The 20,866-nt window shown below is 71.3% G+C and carries 18 protein-coding genes; 9 read left to right on the top strand and 9 right to left on the bottom strand.

Annotated features, from left to right (window positions below; all coding sequences use genetic code 11):
• The first annotated feature begins 39 nt into the window (after nucleotides 1-39).
• Nucleotides 40-1,671, top strand: a complete 1,632-nt coding sequence (locus tag AB0I81_RS45490) for an alpha/beta-hydrolase family protein (RefSeq protein ID WP_360671539.1) — start codon at nucleotides 40-42, stop codon at nucleotides 1,669-1,671.
• Here the strand turns inward: AB0I81_RS45490 and AB0I81_RS45485 are convergent.
• Nucleotides 1,658-3,706, bottom strand: a complete 2,049-nt coding sequence (locus AB0I81_RS45485) for an APC family permease (RefSeq protein ID WP_360671536.1) — start codon at nucleotides 3,704-3,706, stop codon at nucleotides 1,658-1,660. The two genes, AB0I81_RS45490 and AB0I81_RS45485, sit on opposite strands and share 14 nt — an antisense overlap.
• Before the next feature lie 102 nt (nucleotides 3,707-3,808).
• On the opposite strand from AB0I81_RS45485, the gene AB0I81_RS45480 reads away from it, so the two are divergent.
• Nucleotides 3,809-4,474 (top strand): TrkA family potassium uptake protein, encoded by a 666-nt coding sequence (locus AB0I81_RS45480; protein ID WP_360671533.1) that lies wholly within the window; start codon nucleotides 3,809-3,811, stop codon nucleotides 4,472-4,474.
• On the top strand, nucleotides 4,474-5,133 hold the full coding sequence (locus tag AB0I81_RS45475) for a TrkA family potassium uptake protein (protein WP_360671530.1): 660 nt from the start codon (nucleotides 4,474-4,476) through the stop codon (nucleotides 5,131-5,133). Before AB0I81_RS45480 ends, AB0I81_RS45475 begins: the two co-directional genes overlap by 1 nt.
• Before the next feature lies 1 nt (nucleotide 5,134).
• Here the strand turns inward: AB0I81_RS45475 and AB0I81_RS45470 are convergent, their stop codons facing one another.
• The 3 genes from AB0I81_RS45470 to AB0I81_RS45460 are packed head-to-tail and all read right to left on the bottom strand — an operon-like array spanning nucleotide 5,135 to nucleotide 7,318.
• The gene (locus AB0I81_RS45470; protein ID WP_360671527.1) at nucleotides 5,135-6,307 is read right to left on the bottom strand and encodes a serine hydrolase domain-containing protein; all 1,173 of its coding nucleotides are present in this window, start codon (nucleotides 6,305-6,307) and stop codon (nucleotides 5,135-5,137) included.
• A gap of 29 nt (nucleotides 6,308-6,336) precedes the next feature.
• Nucleotides 6,337-6,702, bottom strand: a complete 366-nt coding sequence (locus AB0I81_RS45465; protein ID WP_360671524.1) for a hypothetical protein — start codon at nucleotides 6,700-6,702, stop codon at nucleotides 6,337-6,339.
• 40 nt (nucleotides 6,703-6,742) lie between these two features.
• Nucleotides 6,743-7,318, bottom strand: coding sequence for an AAA family ATPase (locus AB0I81_RS45460; RefSeq protein WP_360671521.1), 576 nt, complete (start codon nucleotides 7,316-7,318; stop codon nucleotides 6,743-6,745).
• Between the two features lie 509 nt (nucleotides 7,319-7,827).
• Between AB0I81_RS45460 and AB0I81_RS45455 the strand changes: the two genes are divergently transcribed.
• Complete coding sequence (locus AB0I81_RS45455; protein WP_360671518.1) at nucleotides 7,828-8,571, top strand: CAP domain-containing protein; 744 nt, start codon at nucleotides 7,828-7,830, stop codon at nucleotides 8,569-8,571.
• 11 nt (nucleotides 8,572-8,582) lie between these two features.
• On the opposite strand, the gene mug is transcribed toward AB0I81_RS45455, so the two are convergent.
• From mug to AB0I81_RS45430, 5 genes are all read right to left on the bottom strand, one after another.
• Nucleotides 8,583-9,080, bottom strand: a complete 498-nt coding sequence (gene mug / locus AB0I81_RS45450; RefSeq protein WP_360671515.1) for a G/U mismatch-specific DNA glycosylase — start codon at nucleotides 9,078-9,080, stop codon at nucleotides 8,583-8,585.
• Nucleotides 9,081-9,111: 31 nt separating this feature from the next.
• Nucleotides 9,112-10,512 (bottom strand): sugar porter family MFS transporter, encoded by a 1,401-nt coding sequence (locus tag AB0I81_RS45445; protein WP_360671512.1) that lies wholly within the window; start codon nucleotides 10,510-10,512, stop codon nucleotides 9,112-9,114.
• A 57-nt stretch (nucleotides 10,513-10,569) separates the two neighbouring features.
• Nucleotides 10,570-13,032: a polynucleotide kinase-phosphatase gene (locus AB0I81_RS45440; RefSeq protein WP_360671509.1), complete on the bottom strand. Its 2,463-nt coding sequence runs from the start codon at nucleotides 13,030-13,032 to the stop codon at nucleotides 10,570-10,572.
• Nucleotides 13,016-14,578 (bottom strand): 3' terminal RNA ribose 2'-O-methyltransferase Hen1, encoded by a 1,563-nt coding sequence (locus AB0I81_RS45435; protein WP_360671506.1) that lies wholly within the window; start codon nucleotides 14,576-14,578, stop codon nucleotides 13,016-13,018. The genes AB0I81_RS45440 and AB0I81_RS45435 overlap by 17 nt, the downstream gene beginning before the upstream one ends.
• 179 nt (nucleotides 14,579-14,757) lie before the next feature.
• Nucleotides 14,758-15,672: an LLM class F420-dependent oxidoreductase gene (locus AB0I81_RS45430; RefSeq protein ID WP_360671503.1), complete on the bottom strand. Its 915-nt coding sequence runs from the start codon at nucleotides 15,670-15,672 to the stop codon at nucleotides 14,758-14,760.
• 150 nt (nucleotides 15,673-15,822) lie between these two features.
• Between AB0I81_RS45430 and AB0I81_RS45425 the strand changes: the two genes are divergently transcribed.
• From AB0I81_RS45425 to AB0I81_RS45405, 5 genes are all read left to right on the top strand, one after another.
• Nucleotides 15,823-17,037 carry a hypothetical protein gene (locus AB0I81_RS45425; RefSeq protein ID WP_360671500.1) on the top strand — a complete coding sequence of 405 codons (1,215 nt, stop codon included), beginning with the start codon at nucleotides 15,823-15,825 and terminating at the stop codon, nucleotides 17,035-17,037.
• A 53-nt stretch (nucleotides 17,038-17,090) separates the two neighbouring features.
• A complete protein-coding gene (locus AB0I81_RS45420) occupies nucleotides 17,091-18,305 on the top strand; it encodes a histidine kinase (RefSeq protein WP_360671497.1) in 1,215 nt (404 codons plus the stop codon).
• Entirely contained in the window at nucleotides 18,302-19,414 is a 1,113-nt protein-coding gene (locus AB0I81_RS45415) for a histidine kinase (protein ID WP_360671495.1), read from the top strand. The genes AB0I81_RS45420 and AB0I81_RS45415 overlap by 4 nt, the downstream gene beginning before the upstream one ends.
• Complete coding sequence (locus AB0I81_RS45410) at nucleotides 19,414-20,010, top strand: response regulator transcription factor (protein WP_360672011.1); 597 nt, start codon at nucleotides 19,414-19,416, stop codon at nucleotides 20,008-20,010. Before AB0I81_RS45415 ends, AB0I81_RS45410 begins: the two co-directional genes overlap by 1 nt.
• A 119-nt stretch (nucleotides 20,011-20,129) precedes the next feature.
• The gene (locus tag AB0I81_RS45405; RefSeq protein ID WP_360671492.1) at nucleotides 20,130-20,705 is read left to right on the top strand and encodes a calcium-binding protein; all 576 of its coding nucleotides are present in this window, start codon (nucleotides 20,130-20,132) and stop codon (nucleotides 20,703-20,705) included.
• Nucleotides 20,706-20,866 lie beyond the last annotated feature (161 nt).

The following is a 20,866-nucleotide window of genomic DNA, read 5'->3' as shown; positions in this document are numbered from 1 at the left end:
TGACCACCTATTTTGCTTGATCGACTACTGTACGTTGGTATGGACAGGGTGGTGCGGCGGCGACTCGGCTTCGGCGGCGTATTGCTGGCCACGCTGTTCGCCTGCGCCTCGCTCACGCCGTCGTTGTTGCCGCGCCCGTGGCTGTACCAGGGGGTGATGGGGGCGGTCACCGGCATACTCGGGTACGCCGTCGGCGCCACGCTGGGCGCGCTCGGCCGCGCGGTGATCTCCTACCGGCTGCCGGAGCGCACGCGCCGGATCGCCTGGCAGGTCATGCTCGGCGGCTGCGCGGCGCTGGTGGTGCTGGCGCTCTGGTACAGCTACGACTGGCAGCGCGACCTGCGGGCGCTCATGGGCATGGACACGCGGATCACCTGGTTCCCGCCGGTGATCCTGGCCGTCGCCGTCGTGCTGTTCGCGGTGGCGCTGCTGATCTCCAGACTCGTACGCCTGGGCGGCCGCAAACTGATCGCCTGGCTGGACCGCTACGTGCCCGTGTACGTGGGCCACGCCGCCGGCGTGCTGATCGTCGGCCTGATGGTGACGGTGTTCGCCAACGACGTGTTGTTCAGCGGGTTCGTGGCCAGGGTGAGCGATGTGTCGTCGGTCGCCAACCAGGGCACTCATCCGGGCGTGGGCCGGCCCACCTCGGCGTACCTGTCGGGAGGTCCCGGCTCGCTCGTGAGCTGGGAGTCGCTGGGCAAGGAGGGGCGGAGCTTCACCGGCACCGCCGTCAGGCCGTCCAGGCTGGCCGCGTTCTCGGGGCGGCCGGCCGCCGATCCGATCAGGGTCTACATCGGCCTGGACAGCACCTCCTCGCCGCGGGCCCAGGCGGCGCTGGCGGTGCGCGAGCTGGAGCGTACCGGCGCCTTCACCAGGCCGGTGCTGGCCGTGCTGGGCACCACGGGCACCGGCTGGGTGGATCCGCACATCGCCGACACGCTGGAGTACATGTACAACGGCCGGTCGGCCATGGTCGCGCTGCAGTACTCCTACCTGCCGAGCTGGGCGTCCTTCCTGCTCGACAGGGACAAGGCGGCGTACGCGGGGCGGGTGTTGTTCGAGGCAGTGCGCGAGCGATGGGCCAGGCTGCCCCCCGGCTCGCGGCCCAGGCTGTTGCTCTCGGGCGAGAGCCTGGGCACGTACGAGCTGGAGGGGGCCTTCCGCGACCTGCCCGACCTGGCCTCCAAGGCGGACGGCGCGCTGTTCGTGGGCCCGCCGAACGCCAATCCCATCTGGGGGCGCCTCACCGGCGACCGCGAGAGCGGCAGCCCGGTGTGGCGGCCGGTGTACGGCTCCGGCCAGACGGCCAGGTTCGCCCAGCATCCCGACGACCTGGGCAGGCCGCCCGGTCCATGGGCGCACCCGCGCGTGGTCTACCTGCAGAACGCCTCCGACCCCGTCGTGTGGTGGTCGCCGCGGCTGATCTACCACAAACCGGACTGGCTGGACGGGCCGCGCGGGCCGGGCATCAACCCGAAGATGAACTGGTTCCCGCTGGTGACGTTCTGGCAGGTGCTGGGTGACATGACGACCGCGCTGGACGTGCCGGCCGGCCACGGGCACCGCTACGGCGCCAACATCGTGGACGGCTGGAGCGCCGTGGCCGCGCCGCAGGGCTGGGACGCGGAGGACACCCACCGGTTGCGCAAGCTGATCAGCGGGTTTTGACCTGCTTCTCCTCCTCCTTGACCGTCTGGTGCCACGGACGCCGCACCGACCCGGGCGCGAACGGCTCCGGCCGCCCCAGGAGCCGGTCGGAGGAGTGCAGCTGCCACGGCACGCTGGTCACCATGACCCCGGGCTTGAACAGCAGGCGCGCCTTGAGCCGCAGCGCGCTCTGGTTGTGCAGCAGGTGCTCCCACCAGTGGCCGACCACGTACTCGGGGATGAAGACCGTCACCACGTCGCGCGGCGAGCGCCTGCGCAGCGTCTTGACGTAGTCGAGGATGGGCTGGGTGATCTCGCGGTAGGGGGAGTCGAGCATCTTCAGCGGCACCGGGATGCCCCGCCGCTCCCATTCCTCCTGCAGCCTGCGCGCGTCCTCGCCCTCGACCCCGACCGTGATGGCCTCCAGCGTGGACGGGCGGGTGGCGCGGGCGTACGCGAGCGCCCGCATGGTGGGCTTGTGGATCTTCGAGACCAGCACGATGGCGTGGTTGCGGGCGGGCAGCATGGCCGGCTCGTAGTCCTCGTCGATCTCCAGCTCGGCGGCCACGTTGTCGTAGTGACGCCTGATGCCCTTCATCATCAGGAACAGGATCGGCATCGCGATCACCACGATCCACGCCCCGACCATGAACTTCGTCAGCAGCACCACGATCAGCACCAGGCCCGTCATGACCCCGCCGAAGAAGTTGATCACGCGGGAGCGGTGCATCTGGTGGCGGATCTTGAGGTCGGTCTCGGTCTTCAGATGGCGGGTCCAGTGGATGACCATGCCGGTCTGGCTGAGGGTGAAGGAGACGAAGACGCCGACGATGTACAGGTTCAGCAGGCGGCTCACGTCGGCCTGGAACCCCCACAGCAGCAGGCAGGCGCCCAGCGCCAGGATGATGATGCCGTTGGAGAAGGCCAGCCGGTCGCCCCGGGTGTGCAGCTGGCGCGGCAGGTAACGGTCCTGCGCCAGGATCGAGCCGAGTACGGGGAAGCCGTTGAAGGCCGTGTTGGCCGCCAGGAACAGGATCAGCGCCGTCACCGCGGAGATCAGCACGAACGGCAGCGACCCGCCCCCGAACACCGCGTCGGCCACCTGCGAGATGATCGGCTGCTGGTAGTAGTCGTGGCCGACCGGCGTGCCGTCGGCGCGCAGCAGGTCCTCGGCGACCACGGACGGCTCGGCCACCTTCACCCCGGAGGCCAGGCCGAGCGCGATGATGCCGCTGAACATGGTGATCGCGATCAGGCCCATCATCAGCAGCGTGCCGGCGGCGTTCTTGCTCTTGGGCTTCCTGAAGGCGGGCACGCCGTTGCTGATCGCCTCCACGCCGGTCAGCGCCGCGCAGCCGGAGGAGAACGCGCGCAGGACCAGGAACGCGGCGGCGAAGGCGGTGAGGTTGCTCTGCTCGGCGACGATCGAGAAGTCCGCGCTCGGCGCCTTGATCTCCTCATTCAGCACCAGCAGCCGGAACCCGCCCCAGGTGATCAGGCCCAGGACCGAGATCATGAACGCGTACGTGGGAATGGCGAAGGCGGCGCCGGACTCGCGGATGCCGCGCAGGTTGACCACGGTGAGCAGGATGACGATGACGATGGCGACGGCGGGCTTGTGCTCGGCCACGAACGGGATGGTGGCGCCGACGTAGTCGACGCCGTTGGCGACGGACACCGCGACCGTCAGCACGTAGTCGACCATGAGGGCGCTGGCGACGGTGAGCCCGGCGTTCTTGCCGAGGTTGGTGGTGGCGACCTCGTAGTCGCCGCCGCCGCTGGGATAGGCGTGCACGTTCTGCCGGTACGACGCCACGACCGTGAGCATCACGACCACGACGGCGATGGCCACCCAGGGGCTGAAGGAGTAGAAGGAGACGCCCGCCAAGGAGAGGATGACGAGGATCTCCTGGGGCGCGTACGCGACCGAGGACAGCGCGTCGCTCGCGAAGACCGGCAGTGCGATCCGTTTGGGGAGTAGTTGCTCGTGAAGCTGCCCGCTGCGCAGGGCCCGCCCCACGAGCATGCGTTTGACAAGATCCGTTACCTTCGCCACGTAACGAGATGCTAGCCCCAAGCAGAGGCCCTAAACGTGGCGCTCCCCCCTGGGGCCATACTGGTGTCGAGCAACCGGCCGGCCGCGTATAAGCGGGGGGAAATGCATATAGTGATCATGGGGTGTGGCCGGGTCGGATCGACCCTCGCGCACATCCTCGAAGACAGCGGCCATTCGGTCGCCATCATCGACCGCGACCCGCAGGCGTTCCGCCGGCTGCGCGCCGGGTTCCGCGGGCGGCGGGTGACGGGCGTCGGCTTCGACCGCGACGTGCTCACCGAGGCGGGCGTCGAGTCGGCCACCGCCTTCGTCGCCGTCTCCAGCGGGGACAACTCCAACATCATCTCCGCCCGGGTGGCGCGGGAGACGTTCGGCGTCGACAACGTGGTGGCCCGCATCTACGACCCCCGCAGGGCCGAGGTCTACCAGCGGCTGGGCATCCCCACGGTGGCGACCGTCCGGTGGACCGCCGACCAGATCATGCGCCGCATCCTGCCGGAGGGCGCCGAGCCGCTCTGGCGCGACCCGACGGGAACCGTCGTCCTGGCGGAGGTCACCGTGCACATCGGCTGGATCGGCACCCGCGTCGCCGACCTCGAAACGCGCGCCAGGGCCCGCACCGCCTTCATCAACCGCATGGGCGAGGCGGTGACCATCACGGCGGACACCGTGGTGCAGGAGGGCGACGTCCTGCACGTCATCGCCGCGGAGAACGACATGGACCGGATCAACAAGGTGCTCGCCGCGGCACCGGAAGAGGATCAGTGATGCGCGTCGCCATCGCCGGAGCGGGTGCCGTGGGCCGCTCCATAGCGGCCGAGCTCCTGGAGAACGGTCACGAGGTCCTGCTCATCGACAGCGACCCCCGCGCCATAAAGATCGACAGCGTGCCGCGCGCGGAGTGGCTGCTGGCCGACGCCTGCGAGATCGCCTCCCTCGACGAGGCCGGGCTCAATAACTGCCACGTCGTGGTGGCCTCCTCCGGCGACGACAAGGTCAACCTGGTCGTCTCCCTGCTGGCCAAGACCGAGTACGGCGTGCCGCGCGTGGTCGCCCGCATCAACCACCCCAACAACGAGTGGCTGTTCAACGAGTCGTGGGGGGTGGACGTGGCCGTCTCGACCCCGCGCCTGCTCAGCGCGCTGGTGGAGGAGGCGGTCAGCGTCGGCGACCTGGTACGCCTGATGACCTTCCGCCAGGGCCAGGCCAACCTGGTGGAGCTGACGCTGGCCGAGGACGCCCCGGTGGTGGGGCAGCGGGCGGGGTCGGTGCCGTGGCCGGTGGACTCGGCCCTGGTGGCGATCCTGCGGGAGGGCAGGGTGCTGGTGCCCACGGCGGACGATCCGCTGGAGGCCGGCGACGAGCTCCTCTTCGTGGCCAACCAGGAGGTCGAGCAGGAGCTGGCCCACCTGCTCTCTCAACACTGACTCAGGCGGGTACGGCGGCCCTGGCGGCCTCGTACAGGCTTGCGGCCCGTGTGTCCGGCACGCCTTCCACGAGCCGGTTCATCACGTAGCCGAACGCGAGCCCGCTGTCCGGGTCCGCGAAGCCGATCGAGCCGCCGAGGCCGCCGAACCCGAAGGCCGTGGGGGAGTACCAGTAGGTGTCCGGGGCGGGCAGGCCGAAGCCGGTGCCGATGCGGACGGGCACGCGCAGCACCCGGTCGACGCCGGCGGCCTGCTCGGCGGTCGCGGCGGTGAGGGCGTCGCGGGTGAGGATGCGCCGCCCGTCCACCTCGCCGATGAGCGCGGCGTAGAAGCGGGCCAGGGCGCGGGCCGTGCAGACGCCGTTGGTCGAGGGCATCTCGGCGGCCCATTCGGCGGGGTCGTTGTGGTCCAGCGGGGGCTGGACGAGATTCAGCGCGCGCACGGTCAGCGACGCCGGGTCGGCGTAGTGCGCCATCACCTCGCGCATGGCCTCGGGGACGGCCTCCAGGTCGATCGAGGAGGGGTCGAAGGCGGCCGCGTCCGTGACGATGCGGCTGACCCGGTGGTGCTCGGACCCGGGCAGCCCGATCCACAGGTCCAGGCCGTGCGGCTCGGCGATCTCCTGTCTGAGGAATGTGCCGATGCCGCGGCCGCTCACCCGGCGCACGACCTCGCCGACGAGCCACCCGTACGTGAGCCCGTGGTAGCCGTGTTCCGTGCCCGGCTCCCAGTACGGCCGCTGCGCCGCCAGCGCCTTCACCATGGGCTCCCAGGCGATGGCCTCGGCCGGGGTGATCGTCCGGTCGAGGGTGGGCAGGCCGGCCTGGTGGGTGAGCAGCCACCGTACCGGGACGTGCTCCTTGCCGCCCGCCGCGAACTCGGGCCAGTAGCGGGCCACCGGGGCGTCCAGGTCGAGTTCGCCGCGCTGGGCCAGCAGGAGGGCGCAGGCCGCGGTGATCGCCTTGGTGGTGGAGTAGACGATCTGCAGGGTGTCGCGCCGCCACGGGCGGCCGGTCCCGGGGTCGGCCAGGCCGCCCCACAGGTCCACGACCTTCCGTCCGTGCAGGTAGACGCTGACCGCCGCGCCGATCTCCAGCCCGGAGGCCAGGTTGGCGGCGAACGCCGTGCGTACTGCTTCAAATCCCGGTGCGGTCTCCCCGCTGATTTCGGGCATGCGTCATCGCCTTCTGTGTGAAAAGGAAGTCAGTCGCGGAACTTGTCGATGAGCCAGGCGCACAACTCGGGCTCGTTCATCTCCGGGAACTCCGCCGTGAACGCGGCCAGCGCGCGCAGCGCCTCGTCCCGGTCGAGGCCGCGGGCCATCGCGGCCTTGAGGTACTCCTGACGCGCGGCGGTGGGACGTCCGCCGCCGGCGCCGCGCCCCGGCAGGCTCGCCCGCCACTGGACGATCTCCGCCACGCGATCGGCCCGCCAGCCGGGTGCCCCGTCCACCTCGACGTCCGGCGCGGGGAACGCGTCGGGATATCGAGTGCGCCACTTGTGCACCGCGTGCCGGCTCACTCCCAGGGCTTCGGCGACGCCGACGACTCCGAGATAGCGCTCGGTCATGGGTGCACCGGCTCGCCCTTGCCTGCCTCCTTCACGGATCTCAGTATTGCCGACGCCCGCTCCGCGAGGCGCCAAGAACATTGTCTACATGAGAGACGATGTTGGCAACCCGATCCGGCAGCGGGCCGGGGGCGATCGGCACGCAGTCGTAGCCGAGCGAGGCGTAGGCGTCCCGGTGGACGCGCTCGAACCGCAGCGACTCCTCGTAGGTGATCCGCCGCGCGTCCGTCGGCGTGACGAAGCCGAGATTCCGCACGAAGAACACCTCCCGCTCGTAGACCCGCTCGTTCCGGACCCGCTCCAGTTCGCGGGACAGGGCTTCGGAGACGGGATGGCCGAGATAGGTGGCCAGGGCGAGGGTGCAGACGGGCGATCGGTCGTAGAACTGCACCTCGCAGGGCAGGGCGGCGGCCCGCTCCTGACGCCTGCGCTGCAGGGCGGCGATCTCGCCGACGAAGGACGGGCTCGTCCACGGCTCGGCCTCGCCCTGGGCCTGGCGCAGGGCGATGACGTCCGTCGCGGCCTCCTCGACGACGGTGTGGCCGTCGTGCTCCAGGCGGCGCAGGATCGCCGTCTTGCCGGCTCCGGGAGTGCCGGTCAGGATGTAGCGCTTCATGTGGGTCGCTCCTCGTGTGTCCCGGATCCGGACGCCGCTCATCGACGGATCGTCCTGATCCGTTGAGTGTCCGGGGGATGGGATGGCGGCGCGCCTGGCGAGGAGTGGTCACTCGCGTTCCCGGATGGATCGTATCAAGCTCACGCCTGGTGATTGATGTCACGTTCCGTAAAAGCTGATCTTGTACGTCCGGCGGTCCCGGCGGCGTCGGGAACCGCGCCCGCGCCGGGGTTTCGGTCCCTCCATCGTGATCGCTGCGTGACCTGCGCAGACGTCCCAGTGATCACTCTGGTTTACCTCCGTATGGGGAAAATATTCCGAATTAGATGACAAATCGGTATCGGCCCCGCCAGAATGCGTTGCCATCCAGCGTCTACCGCAACTGGAGGAAACCCCCTATGCGTAGACCCCTTGGGGTACTCGCCGCAGCCACATGTCTGGCAGCGATCGCCACGCCGTTGAGCGCGGCGTCGGCTGCCGCGGCATCGTCTGAGGCGGCAAGGTGTCGCGTGAGTGTGGCCAAGCCGCACGTCGGCGACACGCTGAAGATCGAAACCTCGGCCGCCCGCCGTGGCTGCTTCAACAACGCGCTGCTGCGCGTCCGTATACAGCGCGCCGTTCCGGGTCCCGACCCGGTCGTCAAGAGCGGCGCCACCAGGAAGGGCCGCCTTTCGCTGACACTGGCCTGCAAGCCGGGCACCTACTACGCGACCGTCACGGACTACCGCGGCCGCACCGCGAAGTCCAAGGCCGCCAAGCTGACCTGCACTCCCGGCAGCGGCACCCCCAGCCCCAGCCCCTCGTCACCCGACCCCACCTCCGGTCCGAGCACGCCGCCCCCGGCGTCCGGCGGCAGCGGTGTGGGCACGGACGTGGAGAACGAGGTCGTGCGGCTGGTCAACGCCGAGCGGGCGAAGGGCGGCTGCGGGGCGGTCAAGCACGACCCGCAGCTCTACGACGCGGCCCGCGGCCACTCGGCCGACATGGCGGCGAAGAACTACTTCAGCCACACCTCCCAGGACGGCCGCTCGTTCATGGACCGGATCAAGGCGGCCGGGTTCACCGGCGGCTCCGGCTGGGCGGAGAACATCGCCAAGGGGCAGACCAGCCCCACCTCGGTGATGAACTCCTGGATGAACAGCCCCGGTCACAAGACCAACATCATGAACTGCAAGTACAACCTGATCGGGGTCGGCGCGGTCAAGGACTCGCGGGGCGCGATCTACTGGACGCAGGACTTCGCGGCCAAGTAGGCCGCAAAGAGTCAGTCGAGCGAGGCACGCAGGCGTTCGAGTTCGCCTGCGATGGTGGCCAGGGTCCAGTGCGCGTTCAGCCCGCTCGGGTTGGGCAGCACCCAGACCCTGGCCCCTCCCACGAGCGAGTCCTGCGGCCCGATCCGGGCCTTGGGCAGCGCGAAGGCCGTCCGGTACGCCGACACGCCCAGGACGGCCAGCACCTGGGGAGCCAACTCGGCCACCTTGGCGGCCAGGGCCCGCCCACCGGCCGCCAGCTCCTCCCGGGTCAGCTCGGCGGCCTTGGCGCTGGCGCGGGGCACGATGTTCGTGATGCCCAGCCCGTACGAGGGCAGCAGGTGCTGCTCGGCGGGCGCCAGCAGGCGCGGCGTGAAGCCGGACAGGTGCAGCGCCGGCCAGAAGCGGTTGCCGGGACGGGCGAAGTGGTGTCCGGTGGCCTCGGACATGAGGCCGGGGTTGATGCCGCAGAACAACACTTTCATGGAGGGACCGAGCACGTCGTTGAGCACGTGCCGGAGGGTAACTCATCCCGGTGGACGCTCAGCCCATCTCCTCCAGCCTGCGGCCCTTGGTCTCCTTGACCCATTTGGTCACGAACAGCAGGGACAGCAGGGCGAACAGGGCGTACATCGCGTACGTGAGCGGCAGGTTCCACTCGGCCAGTGCCGGGAACGAGACCGTGATCAGCCAGTTGGCCAGCCACTGGGCCGCGGCCGCGACCCCCAGGGCGGCGGCGCGGATGCGGTTGGGGAACATCTCCCCGAGCAGGACCCAGACCACCACGCCCCACGACAACGCGAAGAACAACACGAACGCGTTGGCGGCCACCAGCGCGATCGCACCCTGCGGGTCCGGCAGCGTGACCGACTCGCCCTCGCCCCCGGCGAAGCTGAACGCCCACGCCGCCGTGGCCAGCGCGATCGCCATCCCGGCGGAGCCGATCAGGAGCAGTGGCTTTCGCCCGATCTTGTCCACCAGGGAGATCGCGATGAACGTGCCGATGATGTTGATGATCGAGCTGGAGAAGCTGATCAGCAGCGAGTCGCTCTGGTTGATGCCGACCGACTGCCACAACACCGACGAGTAGTAGAAGATCACGTTGATGCCGACGAGCTGCTGGAACATCGACAACACGATGCCGATCCAGACGATCGGCAGCAGGCCCATCGCGCCGCCGCGCAGATCCTTCAGGCCGGGCACGCGCTCGGTGCGCAGCACGTGCTGGATCTCCGAGATGCGGCCGTCCAGGTCCACGTCCTCGCCCTCGACCTCGGCCAGCACCTCGCGCGCCTTGCGGGTGCGGCCGGACATGATGAGGTAGCGCGGCGATTCGGGGATGGTCAGGGCGAACAACCCGTACAGGAGCGCGGGCACCACGCACGCGCCCAGCATCCACTGCCACGCCTGCAGCCCCAGCAGGTGGTTGTTGACGTTCCCGCCGGCCAGCCGCGCGATCACGTAGTTGACGAGCTGCGAGACCGCGATGCCGAGCACGATCGCCAGTTGCTGGAAGGAGCCCAGCCGGCCACGGTAGGCGGCCGGGGCGACCTCGGCGATGTAGGCGGGGCCGAGCACCGACGCCATGCCGATCGCGAAGCCCGCGACGATCCGCCACAACCCCAGGTCCCAGATCGCGAACGGCAACATCTGCCCGATCGAGCTGACCGCGAACAACAACGCCGCGACCTGCATCGACCGCGTACGCCCCCACCGGTCCGCCAGCCCGCCGCCCACCCAGGCGCCCACGGCCGAGCCCAGCAGCGCGATGGCCACCACGAAGCCGGTCTCGACCGAGCCCACCTGGAAGTGGTTCTGGATCCCGACGACCGCGCCGTTGATGACGGAGCTGTCGTACCCGAACAGGAACCCACCGATCGCCGCGGCCGCCGTGATGAACACGACGTGCCCCAGATGCTCCTGATGGGTGTATTGAGTAGCCATGCAGGTACCTCCCCCGAATGATCGGGGAACTACCCGCCGATAACCTGCGTATTCACCTCAAAGGCGCGGGTCGACCGGCTCCGACTCCAGCGCGAGCACCGCGAAGACCGGCTCGTGCACCCGCCAGCCCGCCTCGCCGTCCGCCAGCCGCGACAGCGCCTCCAGGCCGAGCGCGTACTCGCGCAGGGCCAGCGACCGCTTCTTGCCGAGGAAACGGCGGCGCAGCACGTCGAGCGACTCGGTGTAGTCGGGGCCGTAGATGATGCGCAGGTACTCGCGCCCGCGCACCTTGACCCCCGGCTGCACCCGGCCCGGCGTGTACGCGGCCGGCTTGACCACCATGCCCTCGCCGCCGGCCGCCGTCATCGACTCCCACCAGGCGGTCGCCTCGGCCCGGGACCGCGGCGAGTCGAGCGTGACGGAGACGTGCCGGGTCTGCGTGATCAGCGGCGAGCCGAGCAGCGCCAGCGTGGACAGGTGCCAGGCGTGCGGCTCCAGCGCCGTGGCCCGCCCCTCGCAGGCCAGGATCTGGAACGGCGCCACCCGGATCCCCTCCAGCCCCTCGGTCGGCCAGCAGTAGCGTGCGTAAGCGTCGCGGAACAGGGCAGCGTAGTCAGAGCGGCGGCGGGTGCGGTCCAAGAGATCGCTCACACCCAGCCCGCGCCCGGCCGCCGCTTCCAGAGCCGAGACCGCCTCGGGCAGCGCCACGCGGGCGGCCGCCCCGACGGAGGCGTACTGCGACCTGATCAGCTCGCCGGCCTTCGCCGACCAGGGCAGCAACTCGCAGTCGAGCACCACCCAGTCCGAGCCCAGCTCGGCCCAGAGCGGCTCGCACGCCTCCCGCAGCCGCTCCACCAGCGGCGCCGTGTCGGCGAAGAACGGCCGCCCGGTACGCGTGAAGATCGCGCCCGTGCTCCCGTCACCCACCCCGAACCGGTCCGCGGCCACCTGCGGCGTCCGGCACAACACGGCCACGGCCCGCGAGCCCATGTGCTTCTCCTCGCACACGACCTCGCGCACCCCGGCGGCGGCGAACTCCTCGAACGCCTCGTGCGGGTGCTCCAGGTAGCCGTCGAGCTTCGAGGTCTCCGGCGGGGCCATGGTCGGCGGCAGGTAGACCAGCCAGCGCGGGTCCACCGCGAAGCGGCTCATGACCTCCAGCGCGGCGGCGGAGTTCTGCTCCATGATCTTGACCCGCGGGCCGTGCCTGGTCTCGACGTACCGGGTGCCGATCACGTCGTTGATGTCCAGCGTGCCGGGGTCGCGGCCGGCGGTGGCCGCGAGCGGCTTGCTCGGCTCGTACCACACCTTCTCCGCGGGAACCTGGACGATCTGCCGCTCCGGGTAGCGCAGCGCGGTCAGGTCGCCGCCGAACACCACGCCCGTGTCCAGACAGATCGTGTTGTTGACCCATTCGGGGCGGAGGGTGGGGGTGTGGCCGTAGACGACCATGGCCCGGCCGCGGTACTCGTCGGCCCACGGGTAGCGGACCGGCAGGCCGTACTCGTCGGTCTCGCCGGTGGTGTCGCCGTACAGGGCGAAGGAACGCACCCGGCCGGAGGCGCGGCCGTGGTACTCCTCCTTCAGCCCCGCGTGCGCGACGACCAGCCGGCCGCCGTCCAGCCGGTAGTGGCTGATCAGGCCGTCCATGAACGCCCTGGCCCGCGCCACGAGCTCCGGCGGCTGCGCGGCGAGCTGGTCGAGCGACTCCTGCAGGCCGTGCGCGACCTTGACCTTGCGGCCGTTCAGCGCGCGCAGCAGCTTCTGCTCGTGGTTGCCGGACACGCAGATCGCGGTGCCCGCCTCGACCATGTCCATGACCAGGCGCAACACGCCCGGGGTGTCGGGGCCGCGGTCCACCAGGTCGCCGACGAACACCGCGGTACGGCCCTCCGGGTGCCGCGTCCCCTGCCAGCCCAGCTCGCGCAGCAGCGTCTCCAGCTCCGAGCGGCAGCCGTGCACGTCGCCGATGATGTCGAACGGTCCCGTCAGCTCCGTCTTGTCCGACCACGCCTTCTCGTACGTGATCTCGGTCCGGTCGATCTCCTCCAGGCCGCGCAGCACGTGCACCCGCCTGAAGCCGTCGTTCGAGATCTTGCCGAGCGAGCGCCGCAGGTCCTTGCGCTGCCTGATCACCACGCCGGGCCCGAAGTCGCGGTCGGGGCGGCCGGCGTTGCGCTCGATCGCCACCTCCTCGGGCACGTCCAGGACGATCGCGTCGGCCAGCACGTTGTGCTTCCTGGCCAGGTCGATGAGGCTCCTGCGGGCGGCGTACTGCACGTTGGTGGCGTCCACGACCGTGAGCAGGCCCCTGGCCAGGCGCACGCCGACGATGTGGTGCAGCAGGTCGAACGCCGCCGGGGTGGCCGACTGGTCGTTCTCGTCGTCGGCCACCAGGCCGCGGCAGAAGTCGGAGGAGATGACCTGCGTGGGCTTGAAGTGCCTGCGCGCGAACGTGGACTTGCCGCTGCCCGACACGCCGACGAGCACCACGAGGGACAGCTCAGGAACGCTGATCAAGGGTGAACACTCCCATCTGGGTCGGGGGGCCGACCTCGGGGTCGTCGTCGCCGACCGGCGCGAAGGAGACCCGGTAGCCGTACTGCTCCGCCACCCGGGTGGCCCAGGCGGCGAACTCGGCCCTGGTCCACTCGAAGCGGTGGTCGTTGTGGCGCAGCCCGGTCAGGGACTCGTAGCGCACGTTGTACTCGATGTTGGGGGTGGTGACGAGCACGTGGCGGGGCTTGGCGCGGCCGAACACGACGCGTTCGAGCGCGGGCAGGCGCGGCGGGTCGACGTGCTCGATCACCTCCATGAGGACCGCGGCGTCGTAGCCGGACAGGCGCTTGTCGGCGTACGTGAGCGCGCCCTGGAAGAGGGTGAGCCGGGCGCGCTTGGCGTCGGGCATGCGTTCCAGGCGCAGCTTGCGGGCGGCGATGGTGAGCGCCATCGGCGAGACGTCCATGCCGCCGACCCTGGCGAACCTGGGCCTGGCCAGCAGCGCACCGACCAGCTCGCCCTGGCCGCAGCCGAGGTCGATCACGCTGACCGCGCCGAGACCCTCCAGCCTGCCCAGGACGGCCTCCCGCCGCAGCACGCTCAGCGACCGGGGCTTGGCCGCCGCCTCCCGAGGCACTTCCTCCTGGGAGGGCTGCTCCTGCTGAGGGGACCGCTCCTGCTGAGGGGACCACTCCTGCTGGGGGGACTGTTCCTGCGCCTCGGCCTCAGCTGCGGCGGCTTCGGCTTCGGCTTCGGCGGCCTCGTCGGAGGCGGTCGTGTCGGCGGGCGCCTCCTCCTCGACCGCGGGTTCCAGCCGCTCCTCGGTCTCATCGCCCAGCTCCGCCAGCCGCGACAGCGCGGTGCGTGCAAGGGCCCAGCGCCGTCCCAGGTAACGGCGGGTGATCAGGGCGCGCTCCGGATGGCCGCCCAGCCAGCCCTCACCCGCCCTGATCAGCTTGTCCACCTCGTCCGGCGCGACCCAGTAGTGCTTGTTGTCGTCGAGCACCGGCAGGAGCACGTACAGGTGGTTGAGCGCGTCCACCAGGCGGACGGTGCCGCGCAGGGTGAGCCCGACATAGCGGGACTCGCCCCACTCGGGGAAGCCCTCGTCCAGCGGTACGGGCCGCGCGTCCACCTCCCACCCGAGCGGCTCGAACAGTCGTCCGGCCAGCTCGGGCCCGCCCCGGCAGGGCAGCGCGGGCAGGCGCAGCTCCAGCGGCAGCGGCGTGCCGGGCAGGTCGGGCCTGGCCTTGCAGCGCCCGGCCCGAGCCGTGCGGAACACGTCGGCCAGCGCCACCGCCATCAGCGAGGAGGCGGCGTAGGGGCGGTCGTTGACGTACTGCGACAGGCTGAAGTCGGGCGAGTGCTTGCCCCGGGACCTGACCAGCGCGATCGGGTCCACTTCGAGCATGAGCGCCGCGGTGCAGCGCTCCTCGCCCGCCTCCGGATAGAACACCGTGGCCATGCCGAAAGACTGGCTGAACTCCTGCACGCGCTCGGGATGCTTGTGCAGGAGAAAGCCCAGGTCGGTGGCTGGCTTCGCGGTGGTCGTGATCGTCAGCAGCACGCCCCAAGTCTGCCGTACGTCGGCGAATCGGCGCGAACCGATTACCGCACGTGGTGGGGCGAGCGGCCCGGCCGGCCGCTGCATGTGACCGCGGCGAGCGGCCCGGCCGGCCGCCGCAGGTGCCGCGACCAGCGGCGCGACCGGCCGCTGCAGGTACCGCGGTCAGCGGCGGCCGGTCGCTACACGTGCGGCAGGACCTCGGCGGCGATCAGTTCCAGGTGCTCCAGGTCGCTGAGGTCCATGATCTGCAGGTAGACCCGCTCGGCGCCCAGCTCCGCGTACTTCCCGATCTTCTCGAGGACCTCGGCGGGGGTGCCGCCCAGGCCGTTCTCGCGCAGCTTGTCCGGGTCCTCGCCGATGGCGGCCGCCCGCCGCTCGTACTCCGCCCGGTCCGCCCCCACGAGCGTGGTCTGCGCCGCCGACAGCAGCACGGTGCGGCCGGTCGTCTCGCACGCCTCCCGGACCCGCGTGAACGCCTGGCCGGTGTCGCTCAGATTGTGGAACGGCACGTTGTACTCATCGGCGTACGTCGCCGCCAGCCGCGGCGTGCGCTTGGCCCCGAAACCGCCCACGATCAGCGGCGGGCGCGGGCGCTGGACCGGCTTGGGCAGCGCGGGGGAGTCCACCAGCCGGTAGTAACGGCCCTCGAAGGAGTAGTCCTTGTCCGCCGTCCACAGACCGGTGATCACCTCCAGTTGCTCCTCGAACCGGCCGAACCGCTCGCCCAGCGGCGGGAACGGAATGCCGTACGCCGCGTGCTCGCCGTCGTGCCAACCGGTTCCCAGACCCAGTTCGACCCGGCCGCCGCTCATCTGGTCCACCTGCGCCACGCTGATCGCCAGCGGTCCCGGCAGCCGGAACGTGGCCGGTGACACCAGCGTGCCCAGCCGGATCGTGGAGGTCTCCCTGGCCAGGCCGGCAAGGGTGATCCACGCGTCGGTCGAGCCGGGGCCCGGGTCGCCGGGGCCGAAATGCTGGTAGTGGTCGGACCGGAAGAAGGCATCGAAACCCAGGCGTTCGGTGGCCTGGGCAACGGCGAGCAGGTCGTCATAGGTGGCGCCCTGCTGGGGCTCGGTGAAGATCCGCAGCTTCATGGACCACATTATCCGCACACAACGGACGCGAACCGGAAAAGGCCCGCGCCGCGCCGTACATGCTTGCTAGCGTTCACCAGCCAGCGTCACAAACCGTAGCCGATCGACCACCTGGGGTGGCCCATGTCTCGGCACAGGAGCGAGCCCGGCATGCTCCCGCGCCCTCTCGCCGTTCTCGGGGCGCTCGTCCTCGCCGCCGGAACCGTGACGGCCCTCCGCCTGCTGCCGACGGGCTACGCGCCGTCGCGCCCGCCGGTCGCGCGGCCGGTCGCCACCGCGTCGCCGCTCCCCGTGCCGATCCCCGCCCGGGTACCCGCGCCGTCGCCCGCCGCGTTCGTGGCGTTCGTCGACACCGCCCGGCAGCCCGCCTTCGACCTGCCCGCCGATTCCCGCCGCACCGGGATCCGTCGGTACGCGCTCGGCCACCTCATCGCGGGCGGCGACGGTTGCGTGCCCAGGTGGACCGGCTCGCCCGCCCCGGACAGCAACCTGGTCGCCGACCGTTCCGACCTGCCCGGCTCCGACTTGCCCGGCCAGGATCGGTCCGGCCTGCCCGGCTCCGACCAGCCCGACCAGTCCGACCAGCCCGACCAGTCCGACCAGCCGGGTCGGCCCGGTTCCGGGCGGACGCCGTTGTCCGGCCCCGGCACATTGTCCGGCTCCGGCACGCTGTCCGGCCCCGGCACGCTGTCTGGCCTGCCCGACCTCGTCAAGCTCCAGATCTCCGACCGGATCGGCCGCCTGCGGGCGATGGGCGGTGACGCCGCCCTCGTCTTCGGCGGGCCGGCGGGCCGGGAGCTGGCGGCCACCTGCACCAGGCCGGGCGGGCTGGCCGCCGCCTACCGCAGGGTGGTCGGGGAGTTCGACGCCGCCGCCATCGACTTCGAGATCCGCGACAGCGCCGACCGGGCGGCGGTGCTGCGCCGCGCGCGGGCCATCCACGCCATGCAGCGCGAGCTGCGGCTAGGGGTCAGCTTCACGCTGCCGCTGCGGCCCGACGGGCTGGCACCCGGCGACGCGGCGATGTTGCGCGCCACCCGCCGGGCGGGCGCGGAGGTCCGCACGGTCAACCTGCTGGCCCCCATCGAGCCGCGCGGCACCCGGGGCGCCCGCCTGGGCCGGGTGGCGGCGGCCGTGCGGGCGGCCGGTGCGCAGATCGCGCGGGCGCAGGGACTGGAAGACGCGGGCCAGGCGTGGCCGCGCATCGCGCTGACGCCGGTGCTGGCCGGGGAGCGCGACCTGAGCGAGCGCGACGCCCGTACGCTGTCGGCGTACGCCACCCGTCACGGGCTGGCCTGGTTGTCACTGCGCGGAGTCACGCCCGAGCCGGACGTGTCCCGGATTCTTTGGCGTACTCCAACCTGAAGATAGGATTTCGCTGACCAGGAGGGATCGGTTCGGCAGGGGGAGGGCGCGTGATGGCCACACGTCCCGAGACCGCGAAGAAGATCCTCCTGCACTGGATGGACGCCGCGATGGCGTTCGGGTTCGTCATGTTCCTGCTGCTCGGCATCGCGGCGGGGATGCAGGGCGCGATCTCGATCCCGCGGATGTCGGCCGTGCTGGTCCTGCTGGTCGGCTTCTTCGTGCTGGCGCCCATGCTCATGCGCGAGGCGTTCGACCACCGTCCCAGACCCACTCCGAAGCTGGTGGTCGCGGGAGTGCTCTCGGCGGCGCTGCTCGTGATCCTGCCTGTGGACACCGCCATGGACAGCATCTGGCTCGGGACCGCGACGTTGTGGATCTCGCTCGCCGCCCTCTATCTGCGCTTCCGGGCCACGGTTCTGCTGGTCGTGGCCGTGGTCGCGGTGCAGACCTGCTACGGCGCGTTCGTGACCGGCCGCCCGTGGCAGCCCATCCTGGTCAACGAGGCGATCAACGTCGCCCTCCTGGCGCCGGCCATGCTGCTGTGGCGCTGGCTCTGGTGGGTGATCAGGGACGCCCACCGCAGCCGGGAGGCCAGGGCCCAGCTGGCCGTCGCGGAAGAGCGGCTGCGGTTCGCCCGCGACCTGCACGACCTGCTCGGGCACAGCCTGTCCGTCATCACGCTGAAGAGCGAGCTGGCGGCCAAGCTGGCGACCAAGGACGCGCGGCGGTCGGCGGAGGAGATGGCCGCGGTACGCCGGCTGGCCGGGGAGTCGCTGTTCGAGGTGCAGCAGGCCGTGCACGGCTACCAAGGGCTCGACCTGGACGAGGAACTCGCCGGGGTACGCGCCACCCTGGAGGCGGCCGGGGCCAGCTGCCTGGTCGAGGCCAGGACCGACGACCTGTCGCCGGTCGCCAGGACGCTGCTGGCCTGGGCGGTGCGCGAGGGCGGCACCAACATCATCAAGCACAGCAAGGCCACGCGCTGCACGATCAGGATCGACGGAGGCGTGCTGGAGATGCTCAACGACGGAGTGCCGGGCCGGCCCGCCGAGCCCGGCAACGGCCCGCGCGGCGGGTCCGCGGAGCCGGGCGGCGGCCCGCATGGCCTGTCCGCGGGGTCGGGCAGCGGCCTGCGCGGCCTGTCCCCGGAGTCGGGCAGCGGTCTGCGCGGCCTGTCCGAGCGGCTGGTCGCGGCGGGCGGCTCGTTCTCCGCCGAGGCCACGGCGACGGGAGAGTTCGTGCTGCGGGCGGCGGTGCCGGCGTGAGCGTCTGGGCCCGGGTGCGGGACGCGCCGAAGCTGGACAAGGTCCGCTGGATGATCACGTACTGCACGGAGATCATCCTCGTGCTGCCCATCGCCGGCTATTTCGGCCTGTACCTGCGCTGGGAGCGCGACGGTGTGCCGGGGCCGCTGGTCCTGGGCGGGGCCGTGCTGCTGGCCGTCTTCAACGTGCTGAGCACGCGCCCGCTCAGGATCGCCGTCAAGGGCGGCCGGCGCCCCACGGGCATCCTGGCGGTCACCGGGGCGATCACGCTGGTGCTCGCCCTGCTCGGGCAGATGTGGTCGATCCCGACCTGGCTGGCGCTGCTGGCCGTCTTCGCCCGCAAACGCGTCGTCGTCGCCGCGTCGCTCGCCTCGATCGCGGCCTTCAACTTCTACATCTCCTTCCTCGACGGCTACAACGTCTCCCTGATGATCCCGGTGCAGTTCCTGTGCACGGTGATCTCGGTCGGCGTGGTCTGGGCCAACCTGGCGCTCTGGCGGCTGACCAAGGACGCCTACGACGGGGAGGACACGATGGCCAGGCTGGCGGTCTCGGAGGAGCGGCTGCGGTTCGCCCGCGACCTGCACGACCTGCTCGGGCAGAGCCTGGCCGACGTCGCGGCCGGGGCCGAGCACGCCGAGCGGACCCTGCGCACCGACCGGGAGGCGGCGGCGGCCGAGATGTTCGAGGTGCGCGACCTGTCCAGGCGGTCGCTGCGCGAGGTGCGCACCGTCGTGCAGAACTACCGGGCCATCGACCTGGACGAGGTGCTGGCCAGCGTGCGCGCGGTGCTGGAGGCCGCCGACGTGCGCTGCACGGTGCGCACCGACACCGGCTCGTTGTCGCCCGAGACGCGTACGCTGCTGGCCACCGTCGTACGCGAGGGCGCGACGAACGTGCTCAAGCACAGCAAGGCGGAGAGCTGCACGATCACGATCGAGGATGGAGTGCTGGAGATGTCCAACGACGGGGTGAGCGGCCCGGTGAGCGAGCACGCGTCCAACGGCCTGGCCGGGCTGGCGCAGCGGGTGCGCGCGGTGGGCGGCACCCTGGAGGCGCGGCCGGACCAGGCGGGCCGCTACCTCCTGCGGGCGGCGGTGCCGGCATGATCACCCGCGTGCTGCTGGCCGACGACGAGCACCTCATCCGCGGCGCCATCGCCGCCCTGCTCGACCTGGAGGACGGCATCGAGGTCGTGGCCCAGGTGGGCAGGGGCGACGAGGTGGTGGCGGCGGTCGCCGAGCACCGGCCCGACGTGGCCGTGCTCGACATCGAGATGCCCGGCATGGACGGGCTGAGCGCGGCCGAGCGGATCAGCTCCCAGTGCAAGATCGTCATCCTGACGAGCCTGGGCCGCCCCGGCTACCTGCGCCGGGCCATGGCGGCGGGCGTGAGCGGCTTCCTGGGCAAGGACGCCTCCGCGGAGGAGCTGGCGATGGCCATCCGCAAGGTCCAGGCCGGCGGGCGCTACCTGGACGCGGAGCTGGCCGCGGCGGCGATGGCGGCCGGCGACAGCCCGCTGACCGAACGCGAGCGCGACGCGCTGCGCCTGGCGGCCGACGGCGCCGCGATCGCGCGGATCGCCTCCGAACTGCATCTGACCGAGGGCACCGTGCGCAACTACCTGTCCAGCGCCATGACCAAGCTCAACGCGCAGAACCGGCTGGAGGCCATCCGTACCGCCCAGCAGATGGGCTGGCTCTGAGACCAGGTAAAACGGCACGTACGGGCTGTCCGTTCCGGTACTGAGTGTTGCCCGCAACCGAGTTGTACTCATCTTCGGCCGCCGACTCCGGCGGCCTGCCATCCGACAGAGGGGGACAGATGAGTACGACTCGGGGGACTGAGAGACGGTCGAGGGCCACCGTCCTGCGCCGGCACGGGGTGCGCGCGCTGACGGCGGGCGCCGCGCTGGCGGGCGCGCTGATGGCCGTGGCCGGGCCCGCGCACGCCACCGCCAACGTGAGCGTGTCCGGCTCGGTGCTGCAGATCGACTCGGACGCCGCGTCCGACAACGTCCTGGTCACGCAGGTCGGCAACCGGCTGGTCATCAGGAACGACGGGGGACTGCTGATCCCCGCCGCTCCCTGCGTGGCGACCGCCAAGAACGTCTCGGTCTGCCCGGCCGAGGGGGTCACCACGATCGTGGCCGACCTGGGCGACGGTGACGACCGGCTGGAGAACAGGACGCTGCTGCGTTCGCGGGCGGTGCTCGGGGCCGGCGCGGACCAGTTCGTCGGCGGGGCGGGCGTGGACATGGCGTTCGGCGACGTCGGCAACGACCGGCTCGCCGGGAACGCGGGCGACGACGTGCTGCTCGGGGCCGACGGGCTCGACAGCGCGCACGGCGGTGACGGCGTCGACAAGTGCGACGCCGAGATCCTCACGGCGTGCGAGTAGCCGCGAAGTAGCCCACCGAAGGACCGAAGTCGCGCCAGGGGGCCGCGACGGGACCGAAGTCGCGCCGGGGGGCCGCGACAGGGCCGAAGTCGCGCCGGGGGGCCGCGACAGGGCCGAAGTCGCGCCGGGGGGCCGCGACAGGGCCGTAGTCGGGGGCGCGC

The sequence above is a fragment of the Nonomuraea sp. NPDC050404 genome, assembly GCF_040655495.1.
Taxonomy (GTDB): Bacteria; Actinomycetota; Actinomycetes; order Streptosporangiales; family Streptosporangiaceae; genus Nonomuraea.
This window is presented reverse-complemented; position numbering and strand designations above follow the sequence as displayed.

Bases quoted from the DNA above. Each gene is read 5' to 3' on its own strand.
- AB0I81_RS45420 (WP_360671497.1), top strand. From the start codon at position 17,091: ATGGCCACACGTCCCGAGACCGCGAAGAAGATCCTCCTGCACTGGATG.
- AB0I81_RS45475 (WP_360671530.1), top strand. From the start codon at position 4,474: ATGCGCGTCGCCATCGCCGGAGCGGGTGCCGTGGGCCGCTCCATAGCG.
- AB0I81_RS45470 (WP_360671527.1), bottom strand. From the start codon at position 6,307: ATGCCCGAAATCAGCGGGGAGACCGCACCGGGATTTGAAGCAGTACGC.
- AB0I81_RS45465 (WP_360671524.1), bottom strand. From the start codon at position 6,702: ATGACCGAGCGCTATCTCGGAGTCGTCGGCGTCGCCGAAGCCCTGGGA.
- AB0I81_RS45445 (WP_360671512.1), bottom strand. From the start codon at position 10,512: ATGGCTACTCAATACACCCATCAGGAGCATCTGGGGCACGTCGTGTTC.
- AB0I81_RS45480 (WP_360671533.1), top strand. From the start codon at position 3,809: ATGCATATAGTGATCATGGGGTGTGGCCGGGTCGGATCGACCCTCGCG.
- AB0I81_RS45405 (WP_360671492.1), top strand. From the start codon at position 20,130: ATGAGTACGACTCGGGGGACTGAGAGACGGTCGAGGGCCACCGTCCTG.
- AB0I81_RS45430 (WP_360671503.1), bottom strand. From the start codon at position 15,672: ATGAAGCTGCGGATCTTCACCGAGCCCCAGCAGGGCGCCACCTATGAC.
- AB0I81_RS45460 (WP_360671521.1), bottom strand. From the start codon at position 7,318: ATGAAGCGCTACATCCTGACCGGCACTCCCGGAGCCGGCAAGACGGCG.
- AB0I81_RS45490 (WP_360671539.1), top strand. From the start codon at position 40: ATGGACAGGGTGGTGCGGCGGCGACTCGGCTTCGGCGGCGTATTGCTG.
- AB0I81_RS45425 (WP_360671500.1), top strand. From the start codon at position 15,823: ATGCTCCCGCGCCCTCTCGCCGTTCTCGGGGCGCTCGTCCTCGCCGCC.